Origin of the sequence: Streptomyces sp. NPDC052042, assembly GCF_044548345.1 — a bacterium.
In the GTDB taxonomy this organism is placed as follows: Bacteria; Actinomycetota; Actinomycetes; order Streptomycetales; family Streptomycetaceae; genus Streptomyces.
Genome location: NZ_JBIUBU010000001.1, coordinates 166,771 through 186,205 on the forward strand (window position 1 = coordinate 166,771; position 19,435 = coordinate 186,205).

15 protein-coding genes are annotated in these 19,435 nt (G+C 72.1%); 6 read left to right on the forward strand and 9 right to left on the reverse strand.

The genetic code is table 11. The features are described from left to right. Positions 1–331: 331 nt before the first annotated feature. Together ACIHCL_RS00755 and ACIHCL_RS00760 are read right to left on the reverse strand one after the other, a co-directional pair. Positions 332–3,589: an SNF2-related protein gene (locus ACIHCL_RS00755; protein WP_399855276.1), complete on the reverse strand. Its 3,258-nt coding sequence runs from the start codon at positions 3,587–3,589 to the stop codon at positions 332–334. A gap of 308 nt (positions 3,590–3,897) precedes the next feature. Continuing rightward, positions 3,898–5,004: a slipin family protein gene (locus ACIHCL_RS00760; protein ID WP_399855279.1), complete on the reverse strand. Its 1,107-nt coding sequence runs from the start codon at positions 5,002–5,004 to the stop codon at positions 3,898–3,900. A gap of 243 nt (positions 5,005–5,247) precedes the next feature. Here ACIHCL_RS00760 and ACIHCL_RS00765 point away from each other — a divergent pair, with 243 nt between their 5' ends. Continuing rightward, the gene (locus ACIHCL_RS00765; protein ID WP_399855282.1) at positions 5,248–5,595 is read left to right on the forward strand and encodes a hypothetical protein; all 348 of its coding nucleotides are present in this window, start codon (positions 5,248–5,250) and stop codon (positions 5,593–5,595) included. A 94-nt stretch (positions 5,596–5,689) separates the two neighbouring features. Here the strand turns inward: ACIHCL_RS00765 and ACIHCL_RS00770 are convergent, their stop codons facing one another. Continuing rightward, the gene (locus tag ACIHCL_RS00770; RefSeq protein WP_399855284.1) at positions 5,690–6,127 is read right to left on the reverse strand and encodes a hypothetical protein; all 438 of its coding nucleotides are present in this window, start codon (positions 6,125–6,127) and stop codon (positions 5,690–5,692) included. Positions 6,128–6,328: 201 nt separating this feature from the next. After that, positions 6,329–7,717: a PucR family transcriptional regulator gene (locus ACIHCL_RS00775; protein ID WP_399857063.1), complete on the reverse strand. Its 1,389-nt coding sequence runs from the start codon at positions 7,715–7,717 to the stop codon at positions 6,329–6,331. Between the two features lie 187 nt (positions 7,718–7,904). On the opposite strand from ACIHCL_RS00775, the gene ACIHCL_RS00780 reads away from it, so the two are divergent. The 3 genes from ACIHCL_RS00780 to ACIHCL_RS00790 all read left to right on the forward strand — a co-directional run bounded on the left by ACIHCL_RS00780 (position 7,905) and on the right by ACIHCL_RS00790 (position 12,143). Beyond that, positions 7,905–8,807 carry an SGNH/GDSL hydrolase family protein gene (locus ACIHCL_RS00780; RefSeq protein WP_399855285.1) on the forward strand — a complete coding sequence of 301 codons (903 nt, stop codon included), beginning with the start codon at positions 7,905–7,907 and terminating at the stop codon, positions 8,805–8,807. A 146-nt stretch (positions 8,808–8,953) separates the two neighbouring features. Then, positions 8,954–11,008 (forward strand): hypothetical protein, encoded by a 2,055-nt coding sequence (locus ACIHCL_RS00785; RefSeq protein WP_399857065.1) that lies wholly within the window; start codon positions 8,954–8,956, stop codon positions 11,006–11,008. A 40-nt stretch (positions 11,009–11,048) separates the two neighbouring features. Continuing rightward, entirely contained in the window at positions 11,049–12,143 is a 1,095-nt protein-coding gene (locus tag ACIHCL_RS00790) for a tyrosine-protein phosphatase (RefSeq protein ID WP_399855288.1), read from the forward strand. Positions 12,144–12,298: 155 nt separating this feature from the next. Here ACIHCL_RS00790 and ACIHCL_RS00795 read toward each other — a convergent pair whose 3' ends face one another. Further along, positions 12,299–13,417 carry an ADP-ribosylglycohydrolase family protein gene (locus ACIHCL_RS00795; protein WP_399855291.1) on the reverse strand — a complete coding sequence of 373 codons (1,119 nt, stop codon included), beginning with the start codon at positions 13,415–13,417 and terminating at the stop codon, positions 12,299–12,301. 94 nt (positions 13,418–13,511) lie between these two features. Between ACIHCL_RS00795 and ACIHCL_RS00800 the strand changes: the two genes are divergently transcribed. After that, positions 13,512–13,847 carry a DUF6343 family protein gene (locus ACIHCL_RS00800; protein ID WP_399855294.1) on the forward strand — a complete coding sequence of 112 codons (336 nt, stop codon included), beginning with the start codon at positions 13,512–13,514 and terminating at the stop codon, positions 13,845–13,847. Between the two features lie 98 nt (positions 13,848–13,945). Here the strand turns inward: ACIHCL_RS00800 and ACIHCL_RS00805 are convergent, their stop codons facing one another. The 3 genes from ACIHCL_RS00805 to ACIHCL_RS00815 form a co-directional block, all read right to left on the reverse strand. Then, entirely contained in the window at positions 13,946–14,314 is a 369-nt protein-coding gene (locus ACIHCL_RS00805; protein ID WP_399855297.1) for a tetratricopeptide repeat protein, read from the reverse strand. Between the two features lie 67 nt (positions 14,315–14,381). Continuing rightward, the gene (gene coaE, locus ACIHCL_RS00810; protein WP_399855300.1) at positions 14,382–14,987 is read right to left on the reverse strand and encodes a dephospho-CoA kinase; all 606 of its coding nucleotides are present in this window, start codon (positions 14,985–14,987) and stop codon (positions 14,382–14,384) included. A gap of 57 nt (positions 14,988–15,044) precedes the next feature. Continuing rightward, a complete protein-coding gene (locus ACIHCL_RS00815; RefSeq protein ID WP_399855303.1) occupies positions 15,045–15,983 on the reverse strand; it encodes a PAC2 family protein in 939 nt (312 codons plus the stop codon). A 517-nt stretch (positions 15,984–16,500) separates the two neighbouring features. On the opposite strand from ACIHCL_RS00815, the gene ACIHCL_RS00820 reads away from it, so the two are divergent. Then, positions 16,501–17,505, forward strand: a complete 1,005-nt coding sequence (locus ACIHCL_RS00820; protein ID WP_399855306.1) for a right-handed parallel beta-helix repeat-containing protein — start codon at positions 16,501–16,503, stop codon at positions 17,503–17,505. A 156-nt stretch (positions 17,506–17,661) separates the two neighbouring features. On the opposite strand, the gene rpsA is transcribed toward ACIHCL_RS00820, so the two are convergent. Beyond that, complete coding sequence (gene rpsA, locus ACIHCL_RS00825; RefSeq protein WP_399855308.1) at positions 17,662–19,170, reverse strand: 30S ribosomal protein S1; 1,509 nt, start codon at positions 19,168–19,170, stop codon at positions 17,662–17,664. Positions 19,171–19,435 lie beyond the last annotated feature (265 nt).

Consider the following 19,435-nt stretch of genomic DNA (forward strand, 5'->3'; position numbering starts at 1 on the left):
CGGGGGGCTTCGGCCCGGGTGTCGGAAGCGGTCGGTCTGCGGACCTCGGCGCGGGTGCCGGGGCCGCTGGGCCGACGGCCCTCGGCGCGCGGCTCGGAGACGGTGAGCCGACGGCCCTCCGTACGGGCATCGGGGCCGCTCGGGCGGCGGGCTCCCGGGCGGGGGTCGGGGCCGGTGGACCGACGGCCCTCGGCGGCGAGCCGGCGGACCTCGGCACGGGGGTCGGAGACGGTGGGCCGGCGGCCCTCCGTAGGGGTGTCCGCGGCGACGAGCCTGCGCGCCTCGGCACGGAGATCGGCGGCGACGGGTCGGCGGGCCTCGGGGCGAGGAGTCATGTCGGCCTCCTGAGCGAGACGAGGTCGGCCAGGTCGCGGTCGCTGAGCTCGGTCAGCGCGGTCTCGCCGCTGCCGAGGACGGCGTCGGCCAGGTCACGCTTGGCGCTCAGCAGCTCACCGATCCGGTCCTCGACCGTGCCTTCGGCGATCAGCCGGTGCACCTGCACCGGTTGTGTCTGGCCGATGCGGTACGCCCGGTCCGTGGCCTGTTCCTCGACGGCGGGGTTCCACCAGCGGTCGTAGTGGATGACGTGGGCGGCCCGGGTGAGGTTCAGCCCCGTGCCCGCCGCTTTGAGGGAGAGCAGGAAGACCGGGACCTCGCCGGACTGGAAGTGGTCCACCAGCCGTTCCCGCTCGGCCACCGGCGTGCCGCCGTGCAGGAGCCGGGAGGGTATCGCCCGCGCGGTGAGGTGGGCGGAGAGGAGCCGGGCCATCGTCACGTACTGGGTGAAGACGAGGACGGAGCCGTCCTCGGCGAGGATCGTGTCGAGGAGTTCGTCGAGCAGGGCGAGCTTTCCCGACCGGCCGACGAGGCGGGTCGGCTCTTCCTGCAGGTACTGCGCGGGGTGGTTGCAGATCTGCTTGAGGGAGGTCAGCAACTTCATGATCAGGCCGCGTCGGGCGATACCCTCCGAGGCTTCGATGGCCCCCATCGTCTCGCGGACCGCGGCCTCGTAGAGCGTCGCCTGCTCCCGGGTGAGGAAGACGGGGTGGTCGGTCTCCGTCTTGGGCGGCAGCTCGGGCGCGATGCCCGGGTCGGACTTCCTGCGGCGCAGCAGGAAGGGCCGGACCAGCCGGGAGAGCCGCTCGACCGCTTGGTCGTCGGCGAGCCCGGCGGCCGTCCCGGTGTTCTCGACGGTGCGGGCGTGGCGGGCCCGGAACGCCTTGAGGGGGCCCAGCAGCCCGGGAGTGGTCCAGTCGAGCAGGGCCCACAGCTCGGAGAGGTTGTTCTCGACGGGTGTGCCGGTGAGGGCCACCCGGGCCGGGGCCGGGATGGTGCGCAGCGCCTTCGCCGTGGAGGAGTGCGGGTTCTTCACGTGCTGGGCCTCGTCGGCGACGATCATCCCCCAGCCGTGGTCGGCCAGTTGGGCCGCACTGGAACGCATCGTGCCGTATGTGGTGAGGACGAAGCCGCCGTCGGGTTCGGAGAGTGTGCGGCCGGTTCCGTGGAAGCGGCGTACAGGGACACCGGGGGCAAAGCGGTTGATCTCCCGGTGCCAGTTGCCCAGGAGGGAGGCGGGGCAGACGACCAGGGTGGGCGCGGGGTGGGCGCGGTGCAGATGGAGGGCGATGAGAGTGATCGTCTTGCCGAGGCCCATGTCGTCGGCGAGACAGCCGCCGAGCCCCAGCGAGGTCATCCGGTCCAGCCAGGCGAGGCCGTGGAGCTGGTAGTCGCGGAGTGTGGCGGCCAGGCCGGGGGGCGCGGTGATGGCGGTGGTGTCGGCGGTGATGCGGGTGCGGAGCGCGGCGAGGGCTCCGACGGGCATCGCTTCGACCTGTTCGCCGTCGACCTCGGCACTGCCGGTGAGCGCGATGGCGAGGGCGTCGACCGGATCGAGCAGGCCCAGTTCCCGCTTGCGCGCCTTGCGGACGAGGGCGGGGTCGACGACGACCCACCGGTCGCGCAGGCGGACCACGGGGCGGCGGGCTTCCGCGAGGACGTCCATCTCCTGTTCGGTGAGCTGTTCGCCGCCCAGGGCCAACTGCCAGTCGAAGGCGAAGAGCTGGTCGGCGTCGAAGAACGCCGTTCCGTCGGTGGCCGAGCCCGGGGCGGGCCGGACGACGGCGTCGGCGGTCAGCGCACGGGTGAGTTCCCTGGGCCAGTGGACGGCGAACCCGGCGTCGGCCAGCCTGGTCCCGGCGTCGCCCAGCAGTGCGTACAGCTCGTCCTCGTCGAGCGCCAGCGCATCGGGCACCGGCTGTTCCAGCAGCCGCTCCAGCGGCGGCCAGACGCGCGCGGCCCGGCGCAGCGCGAGAACGGCGTCGATCCTGGCCCGCGGGCCGAACGGCTCCCCCGCCCCGCCGTGCCACAGGGCGGCGGCGTCGACGACATGGGTGGGGTCGGCCAGGCTGTGGACCTGGACGATGGCCGCGGCGGCGCGTCGCGCGGCACCGGGTTGGGGCGCGGCGGGCCGGGCGGGTGCGGGGCCTGCTTCCGCCGTCGCACCGGAGGAGCCGCCAGGGGCGGGGCTGTCCGGGGTGCGGCGGTGGGCGCCCGCGTCGCGCGTGCCGCCCGCGTCGCGCGTGCCGCCCCCGCCGTATGTGGCGTCGGCGTCGTAGGCATCGCCCGCGTCGTACCTGTGCTGCGTGCCCGCCGTGTCGGAGGCCCCCCGAGCCTCGCATGCGTCACGCGTATCACATGTGTCACGCGTGTCGGCCATGTCGGCCGTGTCGAAGAGTTCGTAGGCCGACAGGTCGAGGCGCAGCGAGACCCGCACGCCCGCGTCGACCCCGGCGGCGACATCGACGGCCCAGGCGCGGGCTCCGGGCAGGTGCTGGGCTTCGCGGGCCGCGAAGGGCGCGCCCATCGCGTACGCGGCGGCGGGGGTGCGGGGCAGGGTGTCGGCCACGGCGTCGAGGAATGCCCCGAGCAGCCATTCGGGGTCCGGGAGCCGGAGCGGCGTGCGGTCCGGAAGGGGGACCGCGTATCCCTCCGGCGGCATGGCGGCGGCGATCGCCCGGAGATGGGCGATGTCCTCGGCATCGCGCGGGCCGGCCCGCCAGGCATCGAGGTCGTCGCCCGTCAGGCCGGGGAGCAGCCTGCCCCGCGCCGCCAGGTTGAGCGCCTGGAGCGCGGTGGCGCCCCAGCACCGGGTGGCCGGATGCGCCGCCCCGTGGTGCCGGGCCCGGACCAGCAGCGGCAGCGCCTCGGACACGGGGAGCAGGACGGCGGGCACCGCGCTCCGACGGGCTCCGCCGCGCTGTCCGTGTCTGCGGACGACGGTGATCTGACCGGCTGCCCCATATGGGGCGGCGCCGGGTGCCGCGACGCCTGCCACCTGGCCGGCCGAGCCCGCGTGACCGTTGTCCGGGCGCTGCTCGCGGGCGGTGTCGTACGGCTCCGCCCTGTGATCAGCGGCGCGGTACGTGTCCGGACGACGGGCGCGAGCCGGATCCGGCAGCGGGCCGCCGTCGGGATCCCAGAAGGCGACACGCCCGTCCCGAGGCAGGGACGCGGGCAGGAAGACGGCCGCGCAGCCGAAGAGGCGAACGGCGGACACATCGGTGTCCGGCTGCTGCCGTGTCGTGCTCATCGGCCCCTCCCCCTGCCTCTCCGGTCGTCCCGATCACCTCGGTCCTCATGACTCCCGCGAGTCTAGGCGGGGGGTCTGACAGTCGTTCTCGCGGTGGCGTTCTCCCAGGTCAATGCCGTATGACCGATCCGCCGAGCAAGCGGCGGACGGCACGACAAAGCAGCCGCGGGGAACACGCCGGACACCCGCTTCAACGAGTCCAGGCCCGGTCAACAAGTCCAGGCCCGGTCAACTCAACGAGTCCCGGCCCGATGAGCGCGGACTCGGAGAGGCACGCTCCGGTGAGGCCCGCTTCGCCGGGCCCCCGTTCAGTGCGGGGTGAGCGGCTTGGAACGCGGCGACCGTGCGGATCCGGAGGACGAGGCCGCGGGCGTCGGCGTCGACCCGGGCGCGGGTGGTACGGGCTGAGCGGGCGACCGCTGCGGCGGACGCGGCTTAGGCTGGGGCTTCGGCTTCGGCTGCGGCTGCGCGGTGCGCTGAGCCTGCGCTTGTGCATGGGCGGGGCCGGGGCGCTGCGGCGGCGTGGGACGCGGCGCCTGCGCGGGGGGCGGCGAAGGCGGGACGGCCGGCTGCGGTGCGGGCGCCGTCACCTGCGACACGGACTCCTCCTGCGGTACGGGCGCCGCCACCTGCGACACGGGCTCCTGCGGTGCGGCCTGCTGCGCCCGCTCCAGGAAGCGGAGCAGCTCCACCGGGAACGGAAGCACCAGGGTGGAGTTCTTCTCGGCCGCGACAGCCACCACTGTCTGCAACAGCCGCAGCTGCAACGCGGCGGGCTGGGTGGACATGGCCTTCGCCGCCTCGGCGAGCTTCTTCGACGCCTGGAGTTCGGCGTCCGCGTTGATCACACGGGCACGGCGCTCACGGTCGGCCTCGGCCTGACGCGCCATGGAACGCTTCATCGTTTCCGGAAGCGAGACGTCCTTGATCTCCACCCGGTCGATCTGCACGCCCCAGCCGACCGCCGGGCTGTCGATCATCAGCTCCAGGCCCTGGTTGAGCTTCTCGCGGTTGGACAACAGGTCGTCCAGATCGCTCTTGCCGATGATCGACCGCAGCGAGGTCTGCGCCATCTGCGACACCGCGAACCGGTAGTCCTCCACCTGGATCAGCGCGCTCGCCGCGTCGACCACCTTGAAGTAGATGACGGCGTCCACCCGTACCGTCACGTTGTCCCGCGTGATGCCGTCCTGGGCGGGCACCGGCATCGTCACGACCTGCATGTTGACCTTGAGCAGCCGTTCGACCCCGGGAACCACCATGGTGAATCCCGGACCGCGCACATCGTCGCGCAGCCTGCCGAGCCTCAGCACGACGCCGCGCTCGTACTGTTTGATGACCTTGGCCGCCGCGGCCAGGTACAGCAGGCCCGCCGAGGCCGCCGTCACCACCGCGATCACGAGATCCTGGACCATGACGGGCTCCCTGAGAACCGGAACGCCTGGAACACGGGAAATCGGCTCTCCCATTTACCACGGTATGCCCAATACCCACCGATATGAAGGCGTGATGTACGCGCCGATGCGGGGTGCCGATGCACAAGAGGGCACACGCGGGAGCCCTTCGCCCGCCCGGCCGCACACCGGGTGCCGGGATGCCGGGGACGGGGCAGGGTGGCCAGCGTCGGAGACAACCGGACGAACAGACGAGGACCCGCCATGCCCGTGCCCGATCACCGACGCCGCCGACTCCGCGCCGCGGCCGTGACCGCGTTCCTGGCCCTCACCGTCACAGGCTGTTCCGGTCTCGGCCGAACCGCGGTCGGGCCGATCACATACACCACCGACCGGAACGCCGTGGTCACGTTGCACAGCCCGCCGGTGAGGGGCTGCCACCAGCTCACCCCCACGGGCGCCAAGGCGGTGAGCAACCGCACCCTGGTCGACATCATCCTGTACCACACACCCGACTGCACCGGGCCGGACAAGACCTACCTGGCGACCACTCTCACCGACGTGAACGGGACCGGCGTGCCTCCGTGGCGCAGCTTCAGCACGGTCCACTGACCCGCCATCCCGCGCGTGCCGCGGGGCCGGGCGCGGTGAGCGACGCCCCGTCGTGCCGGTCGGGCGTACCGATCGTTGCCCGCGCCTCGTCCGGTCAGCGATCGGTGCCGAAGCTGATGGAGCCGATCTCGCCGGCCTGGATCACCGCCCCCTGGATCCGGGCCGTCCCGCCGATCGCGTTGTGGACCCCGCCCGCCTGCCCGCCGTCGTCCGCCGGGGCCAGCTCGGCGAGAATCGCGCGGAGCTCGTCCGCCAGCCGCGGATCCGCCGCGAGCCTGCGGCGCAGCCGGGCCCGCCACTCCGCCTCGACGTCCCCGGCCAGCGCGTCGTCGCCCGTGTCCCGGGCGGCGGTCAGTTCGTCGCGTGCCGCCTCCAGCTCGCCGGTCAGCGCCGACTCCTCATCGGGTGTCGCGCCCCGCCGGGCGAAGACGGACACCAGCCGTTCGCGCACGTGAGCCCAGGAATCGCTCACCATCTGCTGCACCAGCACCGTCGCTCCCGACGCCGCCAGAGCCGCCAACTCGGCTTCCACCGGACCCCCTTCGACCGTTCGCGGGCCCATCGTCCCGCACCCATGTCCTCGTCGGCCACCGTATCCCGGGGGAGCCGTCCGGTACGCCGCGTTCCGCCGCGTCGGCCGTTCCTCGCGCCTGCGTTCCGCCGCCCACCTCCGTCACGCGACACACCGTCATTCCCTCCCCCTTGCCGGCCCATCGCATCGCACCGTCCCCCGTCACACCGAGCGGCGCGCCACCAGCGCCGCGCTGATGTACTGGAGGTCGGCCGGGCGGGACGGGGACAGGCCGGTCAGGCGGTCGATCCGGCGCATGCGGTAGTCGACGGTGTTGGGATGGATGTGCAGGGCGGCCGCGGTGGCCCGTCGGTCCAGACCGAGTTCGAGATATGTCTCCAGGGTGTGCAGCAGTTCGGGCTTCGCCCCCAACGGCCCCAGCAGTCGCGCCAGCCCGGGCAGCGCCTCGCTGGGCCGGCTGAGCTGGTACTCCAGCAGGACATCGGCGAGCCGGTACAGGCCGGGCGGGCGGCCTGCGCGGGCGACCAGGTCCACGATCTCGTTGTTGCGGGCCACGGCGGCCGGAACGGCCTCCGGCTCCACGGCCTCCGCTGCGGCGGTGACGGGGACCCCCGCCGCCCGGGCCGCCTCGTCGATCAGCGCGCACAGCCCGTCCGGACCGCGCCATTCAGGCGGCTCCGCGACGGGCAGCAGCACCGTGCCGCCGGACGCGTCGAGGGCGGTGAGCACCGGCGTACCGGCGAAGTGGTCGAGGACCGTGCGGATCCGGCGGATCTTGCGCCGGGCCGCGACACCGGCGCCCGCCCCTGTCCGCGGCCCGCCCGTCCCCGGCCCGGTTCCCGTCCCCGGCCCGCTTCCCGCTCCGGGCCCGGCTCGCGGCCCGACCACCGGCCCCGGGCCCGCTCCGGGCCCCTGCCCCGCGCCCGGTCCGGCTCCCGGCCCCACCCCCGTTCCCGATGCCGCGCCCGCTCCGGGCCCGCTTCCCGGTGACGGGGACAGTTCGTCGGGGTGCGGCCCCAGTACCAGGGTCAGCGCGAGGTACCTCGCGGCCGGCCGGGGCCCGGTGGGGTGCGTGAAACGGTCCAGCGGCTCACCGGCCAGCAGGGCGGCCATCAGGGCATGGCGCCCGCCGTGTTCCTGGCTGTCGAGGATCTGCCGGGCCTCCAGGTAGGCGCTGCTGACGGCGGACGTCAACTGCCGCTGGAGCACCATGATGTGGTCCGTGATCTCCAGGACGACGGGGAGATCGCCGGGCAGCGCCTCTTTCGCGGTCTCCTGCCAGCACATGGCCGTGCCGACCTGGTACGCGGTGAGGATCGCGTCCAGCGGGACGCCTTCTTCGGCCCGCTGCGCAGCGGAGTCGCGCTGCTGGGCCAGTTCGGCCTCGGTCGCGGGCCGCCGGTGTTCGACGACGTCGGCGAAGAGCCGCAGATTGTGCTGGACGATGTCGGCGATGTCGCCCGAGATCTCCTCGCGGGGGAGGCCGGCGTAGACCGGCACGTCGGAGAGGAGCCGGTCTACGACCCGCCCGGTCAGGGCGGGAACACGGGCGCGCAGGCGGGCGGCCACCGGCCGGCCCGCGATGGTCAGCGGGGCGGCAACCGACCGCCCGGAGCCGTGCCGTTCGCCGGCCGGGACGAGCCGCTGATTGTCACGCGTCACAAGTTCTCCCGTGGAAGTCTGCGCTACCCACCAGTTAAACGACGGCACCCGAGTCTGCATGATGACCGGCGTCACATGCCATGCCCCACCTCACCCCCCATCGCCGGAGGAATCTGTGAACGTCCCGCAGAACAAGGGTTTCTGTCGTTCCATCAGAACGTTTCTGGGTGTGGCCGCCCTGGCCGGTCTGGCCGTGGGGACCGGAGCGGGTCCGGCATCCGCCGCCTCCGGCGACGGCCCCATGTCCTACGTCGCGCTCGGCGACTCGATGGCTTCCGGACCGCTCATCCCGGACATCACGGGGCCGGTGGCCTGCGGACGTTCGACGCACAACTACCCGCATGAACTCGCGGAACGGCTCGGTGCCTCGCTCCGCGACGTCACGTGCAGCGGAGCCGCGTCCAAGCACATGACCGAGAAGCAGCCGCTTTCGCTGCTCGACATACCGATGGGGTCGGCCCCGCCCCAGTTCGACGCGCTGCGTCCGGACACCGATCTGGTGACCCTGACCATCGGCGGCAACGACGCCGGTCTCGTCGGCATCGCGCAGAAGTGCTCCACCCTCGACCCGAACGCCACCCCGTGCAAGGAGAAGTACACCGAGGGCGGCGTGGACCAAGTGGCGCAGCGCATCGCGGAGTTCGCCCCGAAGCTGGGCACCGTGCTGGACGCGGTCCACCAGCGCTCCCCGCACGCCCGAGTGATCGTCACGGGGTACGGCCTCTACATCAAGCCCGGCGGCTGCTGGCCGCTGCAGCCGGTCCTCCCGGTGGACGCCGACTTCCTGCAGGGCAGCGTCAACCGGATGAACGCGGTGATCGCCGAGCAGAGCGCCGCGCACGACGCCGAGTACATCGACCTGGCCACGCCCAGCGAGGGACACGACGCCTGCCAGGCCCCGTCGGACAAGTGGGTCGAGGGGTACATCCCGACCGCGGTCGCCGCACCGCTGCATCCGAACCGGAACGGTGAGGCGAACTACGCGGCCATCATCGGCGCCCACATCCAGGGGAGTTGACCTCTTTGCGTCACCGACCCTCCGGGCAACGACCGCGACGGCACCGGCTGCCGCCCGGGCCGTCGCACGCCCCGTCGCCCACCCCACGCGGGCCGGCGCACAGGGTGTCGCGCGGGCTGACGGCGGTGGTCCTCTGCGCCGCCGCCATGCTCGTACCGACCGCGACCGCACCGACGGCACGGGCGGCCCCACCGCACGAAACCGTGCCGACGGCACAAGCCACCGCCGAACCGCACGGGGCCGTGCCCCCGACACGAGTCACCACACCGCGCTCGGCCACGCCCCCGGCACGGGCCACCGCGTCACACGGCCCCGGCTGCGATCCGCTGGTGCCCGCCGAGTGCCTGCTGCCGTTCCCCAACGACTGGTACACCAGGGCCGATCCGGGCACGGACACCGGTCGTCGGGTGGCCTTCGACTCCGCCGAGCTGCCACGTGCCACCGCCGGTCTCCCCATCGACCCGACGGCCTGGAACCGGTCCGACGGCTTCTCCTCCGGCTCCGCGCTGATCGCCCACGTGCCCGGCCTCGACCTCGCGGCGACCGGCGCGGCCCCGATCACCGACATCGGACGCTCCCTCGCCCCGGACGCCCCGGTCGTGCTGCTGGACACCCGGACCGGCGAACGCTGGCCGTACTGGGCCGAGTCGGACGCGGGCGCCACCGACCCGGCACGCCAGGCGCTGCTGATCCGCCCCGCCCGCAACTTCCGTGACGGCCACCACTACGCCGTCGCCCTGCGCCGCCTCAAGGACAGCGCGGGGCGCACGATCCCGGCCGCCGCGCCGTTCGCCACCGTCGCCGGGAGGCCGCTCCCCGGCGGCCACCCGCTGCACGCCCGCCAGCAAGGACTGCGCCCGGCATTCAAGGCATTGCGCAAGGCCGGGGTGCGGTCCGAGGACCTCTACCTCGCCTGGGACTTCACCGTCGCGAGCGCCCGCGGGCTCACCGGCGACCTCTTCGCCATCCGCGACGACGCGTTCCGCCGGCTGGGCGACCGCGCTCCGGCCTTCACCGTGAGCGGTGTCACGGACTTCACACCCGCTCAGGACTCCAGGATCGCCCGGGAGGTGACGGGGCGGATCACCGTGCCCGGCTATCTGAACGTGCCCGGCGGCCCGCCCGGCTCCGTCCTCAACCGGGGCCGCGACGGCACCCCGCGGCGTCTCCCGTCGAGCACCCAGGTCGCCGAGTTCCGCTGCGAGATCCCGCGCAGCGCGTTCCATGCCCCCTCCCGTCCCGCTCTCTACGGGCACGGCCTCCTCGGCCGGCGCTCCGAGGTCGGCGCGGGCAACGTCAAGGCGATGGCGGCGGAAGGCGGCTTCACGTTCTGTGCGACGGACTGGATCGGGATGGCCGAGGAGGACATCCCCGTCGTGCTCGGCGCGCTCACGGACCCGAACCTCTTTCCCGCCATTCCGGAACGCACCGAGCAGGGCATGCTGAACGCCCTCTTCCTGGCCCGCGCCCTGATCCACCCCGACGGGCTGACCGCCGACGCCGCCTTCCGCGACGGAGCTGGGCGCCCGCTCGTCGACATCCGGCGCGGCGTCGCGTACGACGGCAACAGCCAGGGCGGAATCCTCGGCGGCGCGCTCGTCGCCGCCTCGCCGGACATCCGCCGCGCGGTCCTCGGCGTCACCGGCATGAACTACGGCCTGCTCCTCGAACGCAGCGTCGACTTCGCACCGTTCCAGCAGGTCCTGGACGTCTCCTACCCGGACAGGCTGCGGCAGCAGATCGTCCTCCAGTTGTTCCAGATGGTGTGGGACCGCGGCGAGACCAACGGGTACGCGAACCAGCTCACCGACCACCACCAGGTGCTGCTGCACATCGCGTACGGGGACCACCAGGTCGCGAACGCGGCGGCCGACGTGGAGGCGCGCACCATCGGCGCCCGTCTCCTCACCCCTGCGCTCGCGGCCGGCCGCAGCCCGGACACCGTCCCGTACTGGGGCATCCGGACCGTCAGCCGCGGCCAACTTCCCTACCAGGGCTCGGCGATGACGGTGTGGGACAGCGGAACGCCGAGCCCGCCGGTCACCAACACCCCGCCCGCCGGGCCGCGATACGGCCATGACCCGCACTCCGACCCCCGCAATTCGTCGGCCGCCCGTCGGCAGAAGGCCACCTTCCTGACCACCGGCCGTGTCATCAATGTCTGCGGCGGCATACCGTGCACCGCCGCCCCCGCCTCCTGACACCCCCGCTCCCTCCCAGGGAACGCAGACAAGGAGCACCATGCGTACGCACCGCATCACCCACGCGGCCGTCCTGGCCGCCCTGCTCGCCGGCACCGTCCTGGTCCCGCCCGCCGTCGCCGCCTCGGCCGACGCCCCGGCGACGGCCGGTGCCACGGCCACCGCGCGCACCACCGTGCCGTTCACCGCGGCGACCGCCCGGCGCACCGCGGACGGCGGCCACACGCTCTCCTGGTCCTCCCCCGCCGGATCGGTGACCGTCACCGCCGTGACCTCCCCGGACGCCACCACCGGCGTCCCGGTGGGCACCGCGCCCGGCACCGGCTCGCTGACCGTCCCCGCCGGGACGCTCCCCGAGGCCGGACGCTGGTACTTCCGGCTGACGCCGGACAGCGGGTCGCCCCTCGTCGTCGCCGACCGCTCGCTCGCAATCGCGTCCGCCCGCAACTTCCGGGACATCGGCGGCTACCGCACCGCCGACGGCCGCTGGGTGCGCTCCGGGCTGGTCTACCGCTCCGGCAAGCTCAACAGCCTCACCGACGAGGAGCAGCAGCGCCTCGTCTCCCAGCGCGTCACCCTCGACGTGGACCTGCGCAACGCGATCGAACGCCACGACGCCCCCGACCGGCTGCCCGCCGGTGTGAAGTACCAGGTCGCGGACGTGGCCTCGCTCAGCCATGGCATCCGCTTCCACGACTCGGCCCTGATGACCCTGGCCGAGGCCATCGCCGCCGGGCTGTTCTCGGGCTCGTCCGACCTCGGCCAGTCCATCGGCTACCCGTTCATGGTCAACTTCGTGGGCGCCGACTACGCGTTCCACGATCTGCTCACCGCCGTCGCCACGAACGACTCCGGCGCCACCGTCTTCCACTGCAGCGCGGGCAAGGACCGCACCGGCTGGGGCACGGCCGTCCTGCTCACCCTGCTCGGTGTCCCGCGCGAAACCGTCGAGGCGGACTTCCTCGCCAGCAACGAGTACACCGGGAACCCGAAGGCCGTCGAACTGAGCTGGCTGCGCTCGGCGTTCGCGGAGGTGGACAAGCTGTACGGCGACTTCGACACCTATGTGCGGAAGGGGCTCAGGGTCGACGACGCGACGGTCGCCGCGCTCCGCGCCACACTGCTGACCGGCTGAGCCGATACCGCGTCACCTCCCGGAACCCTGAGCGGCTTTTCCGTCGGGGTCGCCGGGCGAGGTTCCGGGAAGACGTGTCCGCAGGGCGGTCCCGGCCCGCCGCGCACACCGGCTCACCGTCCGGTGTGCGCGGCGGCCCACGGGCCGGGCCCCCGTCAGCACATCGGATAGCGGTCGGCGGGCCATACAACCGCGTGCTCGAACTCCAGGCACAGATCGTCGGCCAACTCCCCTGTCACCGCCCGCCCTTCGATCGCCACCAGCCAGGACGGCGGAAGGTGTACGTCACCGTGGCGGGCGCCGAGCAGATTCCCGCAGACCGCCCCCGTGGAATCGCTGTCGCCGGAGTGGTTGACCGAGAGCAGCAGCGACTGCGCCACCTGATCGGCACCCGGCAGCACCAGGGCGCAGTACACGGCGATGGCCAGAGCCTCCTCCGCGACCCAGCCGGCCCCCAGGGTCTCCACCTTCTCGGCCGTCGGCTCCCCCTCGGCGGCCAGGTCCACCGCCGCACGCAGCGCCGCCGTGGTCTCCTCGTGCCCCGGGTGGCGGCCCAGCAGTTCCATGGCCCTCAGCGCTGCCCCCGCCATCGACTCGCCCTCCAGGAGGTGGGTGACGATCGCCGCGAACGCCCCGGCCGCGTACCCGCCGGTCGGATGACCATGGGTGAGCTGCGCGCACCAGTAGGCGAGCCGGAAGCCCTCTTCGGCGTCCGCCGCCACCAGGCCGAACGGAGCGGACCGCATCACGGTGCCGCATCCCTTGGACCCGGTGTTCACGGGCCCCGGCTCACCGAGCCGCGCCGTCGGCTCCGGCACATGGCCGGTGGCGAGACCGGTCAGGCAGGCGTTGCCGGGGGCCCGGCGCGCGTACAGCCAGGGCTCCAGCCTGAGCCGACCGGTCCGCACCGGATCGTCCCCGCCGCGGACCGGCGCAGCGGGGTAGTTCTGCGTGTCCAGCCAGCGCAGATAGGCATTCCGTACAATCGCGGTCTCGGCACCGCCTATACCCTTCGCCACCGTCCGGGAGTGGGCCCTGATCAGTCCCTCCACGGTGAACAGGGTCATCTGGGTGTCGTCCGTGACCCGGCCGATGACACCTTCCTCGTCCGCGAGGAGCCCCCGGACACCGTGCTCGCCATGCGCACGCCGGATACCGGCGAGCGAAAGGAACTCCACCGGGTTCCCCAGGGCATCCCCGATCGCCCCGCCCAGCAGACAGCCCCGCACCCGCGCCCTGCGGCCGATGCGGTCCTTCCACGATGCGCCGTTCACTCACGATCCCCTCGGCTCGGCGCCGACCCGAATCGGTGTCGACATATCCCCAAAGCAGCGTCGCGGGTCCATCCTGGTAGGAGAGGCGATAGCCATGCGTACCGGTAACGAACCGACGACCGCCCGCAGTGCGCTGCGACTACGGCTGGCCCTGAGTCTATGGGGCCTGGCCTGGGCCGTCTTCGGCCTGACCGTCTTCACACTGACCGACCACCCGGGCTGGGCCGCGGCCAGCGGACTGCTGCTCCTGCTGGTCCTCGTGGACATGGCGGTGATCATCCGCCACATCCACCAGGGGCCGCACTACCAGCCGGGCCGTGACATCCCGCCCTACGAACCGGATCACGGCGGACACGGGGAGTACGGCCGCAGGCCCGGCAGCCCGACCCGAGCGGGTGGCCCCACCGGCCCGTACCGCGGTCGGCCCTGACGGCGCCGACCCGCGGCCCTCACCGGACGGCGCCAGTGCCGAGAGCGGCCGAGCCCGGTGCGGTCGGCCCTCGCCGTGACATCGGACCTCGCCCGAGGTCAGTCCTCGGCCGGGAAGCGGGCCGCCTCCAGATACTCGGGCCTCGGGTCGAGCGCGGCGGCCAGCCTGAAGTGGCGGGCCGACCGCCCGGAGCGTCCGGACCGCTCGAAGGTGCGCGCGAGCGCGAAGTGGGCGAAGGCGTTGTCCGGCTCACGCTCCAGAACGAGTTCGAATTCGAGCTCGGCGGCGCGCAGTTGCGCGGCGGCGAAGAACGCACGGGCGCGCAGGAGACGGGCGGCGGTGTTCTCCGGATGGGCCGCGATCACCGAATCCAGGAGCTTGACCGCACCCCGGGGATCGCGAGCCTCCAACAGTCGCTCGGCAGCACGGAAGTCGATGACATGAGTCTCCGGAGTCCTCTCGGCCACGCTGTCGCACCTTCCCTTCGTTTCCCGGTTCTCAACACCCAACGCGGGCCCGGCATTCCGTACGGTCTCAGTCCCCGGCCGCGGCCCTCCGGGTCAGCTCCGCCCACACCGCGCGGACCTGCGGTTCCAGTTCCGTCAACGGGCCGTCGTTGTCGATGACCAGATCCGCCACGGCACGCCGCTGTTCCCGGGTGGCCTGTGCGGACATCCGGGCACGGGCCTCGGACTCGGTCATGCCGCGCAGCCTCACGAGACGGTCGAGCTGGGTCTCCGGGCCGGCGTCCACGACGACGACCACGTCATAGAGCGGGGCGAGGCCGTTCTCGGTGAGGAGGGGGACGTCGTGGACGACGATCGCGTCGGGGCCAGCGGCCCGTTCCAGCTCGGCGGAACGGGCACCCACCAGGGGGTGGACGATCGCGTTGAGTGCGGCGAGCCGGTCGGTGTCGGAGAACACGATCGAGCCGAGCTTCGGACGGTCCAGGGTGCCTTCGGCGGTGAGGATCCCGGCGCCGAAGGCGTCGACGACTGCGGCAAGGCCGGGCGTCCCCGGTTCGACGACCTCGCGCGCGATCCGGTCCGCGTCGATCAGTACCGCCCCGTAGCCGACGAGCAGCCGCGACACTTCACTCTTGCCGGCGCCGATCCCGCCGGTCAGGCCCACTTTCAGCATGCCGGGCAGCCTAGTGCCCCTCCCGGTGCCCCTACCGAGGCGGCCCGGGAGGAACGGTCAGGCGTCCCCCTCGCGCTCCGCGAGGAACCGTTCGAATTCGCGGCCGATCTCGTCGGCGGACGGCAGCTCGACCGGCTCGGCGACCAGACTGCCCCGGGTCTCGGCCCCGGCGATCGCGTCGTACTGGTGCTCGAGCCCCTCGACCAGTGACACGAGCTCCTCGTCCCCCTGCCCGATCTGCCGCTCGATCTCGGTCTGGGTGCGGTGGGCCTCCGTGCGCAGCGCATGGGCGATGGTCGGCAGGACCAGCCCCGTCGCGGCCGTGATCGCCTCCAGGGCGGTGAGCGCCGCGTCCGGGTAGGCGGAGCGGGCGACGTAGTGCGGCACATGGGCAGCGACGCCGAGGACGTCGTGCCCGGCCTCCATCAGCCGGTACTCCACCAGGGCTTCGGCCGAGCCGGGAACCTGTGCCTCGTCGAACGGGCTGCTGTGGCCGGGCATCAGGTCCGTGCGGTTCCCGTGCGGGGTGATTCCGACGGGGCGGGTGTGCGGGACGCCCATGGGGATGCCGTGGAAGTTGACCGAGAGACGTACGCCGAGACGCTCGACGATCTGCTCGACGGCGGCGGCGAAGCACTCCCACTCCGCGTCCGGCTCCGGCCCGGACAGCAGCAGGAACGGCGCCCCGGTGGCGTCCTGCACCACACGGACTTCCAGGACCGGGGCCTCGTAGCCCGCCCAGCGGTCGCGCCGGAAGGTCAGCAACGGCCGGCGCGCACGGTAGTCCACGAGCCGGTCGTGGTCGAAGCGGACGACGACCTGGTGCGGCAGGGCCGCGAGCAGCCCGTCGACGATCTGGTCGCCGGTCTCACCCGCGTCGATGTACCCGTCGAAGTGGTAGAGCATGACCAGACCGGCCGACTCCTGGGCGAGCGCCATGTCGACGACGGCCAGCCCCTTCGGCTCCCATTCGTACAAACTCTGCGGATCAGGCACGTTACCGCTCCTCCTCGTCTTCCTGCACAAGAACATCCTGCGGGACACGGGCATTCCCGGGCCACGGCCCCTCGCACGAGCTCACGGACCGATCACACCGAAACCCGTGCGGGAACGCGAGCGCGCGACGACGCCGCCGCCTTGCCCTCAGCGGGCGGACGCGTCGCCGGTCCGCCGGGTCTGCACGCGCCCTCCGCCCGCCTCCCCGCGGCTCCGCACCCCCGTCCTCCGCCTCCGCAGGAGGCGGCACACCGAAGAAACGGCTGCTCGGCGCCGGTATGCGCATCGATGAACTCCTTTACTCAGAAACCGATTTCATGTCGCTTCCCCGCCCATGGACCATCGCCGCCGCCGCTGGTCCATACCTTGACACGTGCTCACCACGTCCTTACCGTCGCTGAGCGATAAGTCCGAGGACTGGCCCCAGATTCCTGTACACGATCCCGTACACACGAACGTGTGTACGGGATTGGCGTGAAGCGAGAAGACCTGAACTCCTGCGACGGGAAGGCCCCCCATGCGCATTTGCGTCCTGCTCCCCGCTCTGTCGGCCTCCGCGCTCGTCGTCGGCGGCCTCTCCCTCACCCCCGCCACCGCGGCCGGTTCCCCGGCCGGCGCGGACTCGGGCGTCCCCACCGCCACGAGCACGGCCGCGGTCATCGACGTGAGCACCGCGGCCCAGCTCAAGTCCGCTCTCTCCTCGGCCGCTCCCGGCGCCACGATCCGTCTCGCCGACGGCACGTACCGGGGCAACTTCAAGGCGACCGTTCCCGGCACCGCGTCCGCCCGGATCACGCTCACCGGTTCCGCCGAGGCGGTCCTCACGGCCGGCGGCGGCTATGGGCTGCACCTCAACGGCGCCTCCCACTGGACCGTCCGGGGCATCACTCTCACCGGCGGCCAGAAGGGCATCGTGACCGACACCGCCACCGATGTCGTGATCGATTCCGTGACCGTGCACGGTCTGACCATGGAAGGCGTCCACTTCCGCAGGTCCAGCAGGAACGGTGTCATCAAGAACTCGCGGATCTACGACACCGGCCGCGACGGCAGGGGCATGGGCGAGGGCGTCTACGTCGGCACCGCGGGCGACCTCTCCGACCGGAGCGACGGGGTCCAGATCCTCGGCAACACGATCGGGCCCGGCGTCGGCGGCGAGAACATCGACATCAAGGAGGGCACCACCGGAGCGCGGATCATCGGCAACACCTTCGACGGCAGGGGGCTGACCGGCGCCAACTACGACGACTCCTGGGTCGACGTGAAGGGCAACGACGTCCTGGTCGAAGGAAACCGGGGCTTTCATACGACGAACAACGGCTACGAGACCCACACCCAGCAGAAGGGCTGGGGCTGCGGCACCGTGTTCCGCGACAACACCTCGGACCTCTCCGGCTCCACGGGCGCCGATCGCCTCGCGATCAACGTCACCAACCACAGCGCGAGCTGCCCGACCACCGTCCACAGCGGCAACACGGTGACCGGTGGCCGAGGGCTGACCAACATCACCGTCACCCCATGACGCCCTCCTGACCGGCATCCGCGCACCTCGCCCGGCCTTCGCGGGACGCCACACCGGCGTTCGCGGACACGTGTGAGGCCCGCTCCCCGAAGGGAACGGGCCTCACCGTCAGTCACCCCGGTCATTCACCGACCGGAGGGGTGGAGAGGCAGAGCCTCAGCTCTGGCCACCCGCCAGCTTCTCGCGCAGAGCGGCCAGGGCCTCGTCCGACGCCAGGGCGCCGGAGTTGTCCGCCGACTCCGAGGAGTACGAGCCACCGCCGCCACCGGCAGCGGCCTGGGCGCCACCGGCCTGGGCACCGGCGCCCTCGGCAGCAGCGGCCTCGTCGGCCTCGCGGGACTTGATGACCTGGGCCTGGTGCTGCTCGAAGCGCTGCTGCGCCTCGGCGTACTGCGTCTCCCACGCCTCGCGCTGGGCCTCGTAGCCCGGCAGCCAGTCGTTGGTCTCGGGGTCGAAGCCCTCGGGGTAGATGTAGTTGCCCTGGTCGTCGTAGGACGCGGCCATGCCGTACAGCGTCGGGTCGAACTCGACCGAGGCCGGGTCGGCGCCGAAGGACTCGTTGGCCTGCTTCAGCGAGAGGCTGATGCGGCGGCGCTCCAGGTCGATGTCGATGACCTTGACGAAGATCTCGTCGTTGACCTGGACGACCTGCTCCGGGATCTCCACGTGGCGCTCGGCCAGCTCGGAGATGTGGACCAGGCCCTCGATGCCCTCGTCGACGCGCACGAACGCACCGAACGGAACGAGCTTGGTGACCTTACCGGGAACGACCTGCCCGATCTGGTGCGTGCGGGCGAACTGCTGCCACGGGTCCTCCTGCGTCGCCTTGAGCGACAGGGAGACACGCTCGCGGTCCATGTCGACGTCGAGGACCTCGACCGTGACCTCCTGGCCGACCTCGACGACCTCGGAGGGGTGGTCGATGTGCTTCCAGGACAGCTCGGAGACGTGCACCAGACCGTCGACGCCGCCGAGGTCCACGAACGCACCGAAGTTGACGATCGAGGAGACGACGCCGGAACGGACCTGGCCCTTCTGCAGGGTCGTGAGGAACGTCTGGCGGACCTCGCTCTGGGTCTGCTCCAGCCAGGCACGGCGGGACAGGACCACGTTGTTGCGGTTCTTGTCCAGCTCGATGATCTTGGCCTCGAGCTCCTTGCCCACGTAGGGCTGGAGGTCACGGACACGACGCATCTCGACGAGGGAGGCCGGCAGGAAGCCACGGAGGCCGATGTCGAGGATGAGACCACCCTTGACGACCTCGATGACGGTACCGGTGACGATGCCGTCCTCTTCCTTGATCTTCTCGATCGTGCCCCAGGCACGCTCGTACTGAGCGCGCTTCTTGGACAGGATCAGACGGCCTTCCTTGTCCTCCTTCTGGAGAACCAGGGCCTCGATCTCGTCGCCGACCTTGACGACCTCGTTGGGGTCGACGTCGTGCTTGATCGAGAGCTCGCGGGAAGGGATGACGCCTTCGGTCTTGTAACCGATGTCGAGCAGGACCTCGTCCCGGTCGACCTTCACGATGACGCCGTCGACGATGTCGCCGTCGTTGAAGTACTTGATCGTCTCGTCGATCGCGGCGAGGAAGGCTTCCTCGTTACCGATGTCGTTGACCGCTACCTGCGGGGTGGTGGCGGTGGTCTCGGTGCTGCTCGTCATGTGGGAAAGGGCTCCGGTACGGACAGTGAGTCGTAGGTACTGCTACGCCGGAAGCCCGTATCGCCTCTGCAGAAGCCGGACAGCCCGGGAAGCACCGGACCCACCGTGCGGGAGGCACCTCGTGAACCGAGGGGACATACAACAGATGCGAGCGCGACCTGCTAGGTCTGAGGCGCGCAGGCTCGCAGCGCAACTTGTAGCATACGGGGGCAGCCGGGCACGGTCAATGCACGAAGGCGCACACCCGCGGCCCATCGGCCTAATT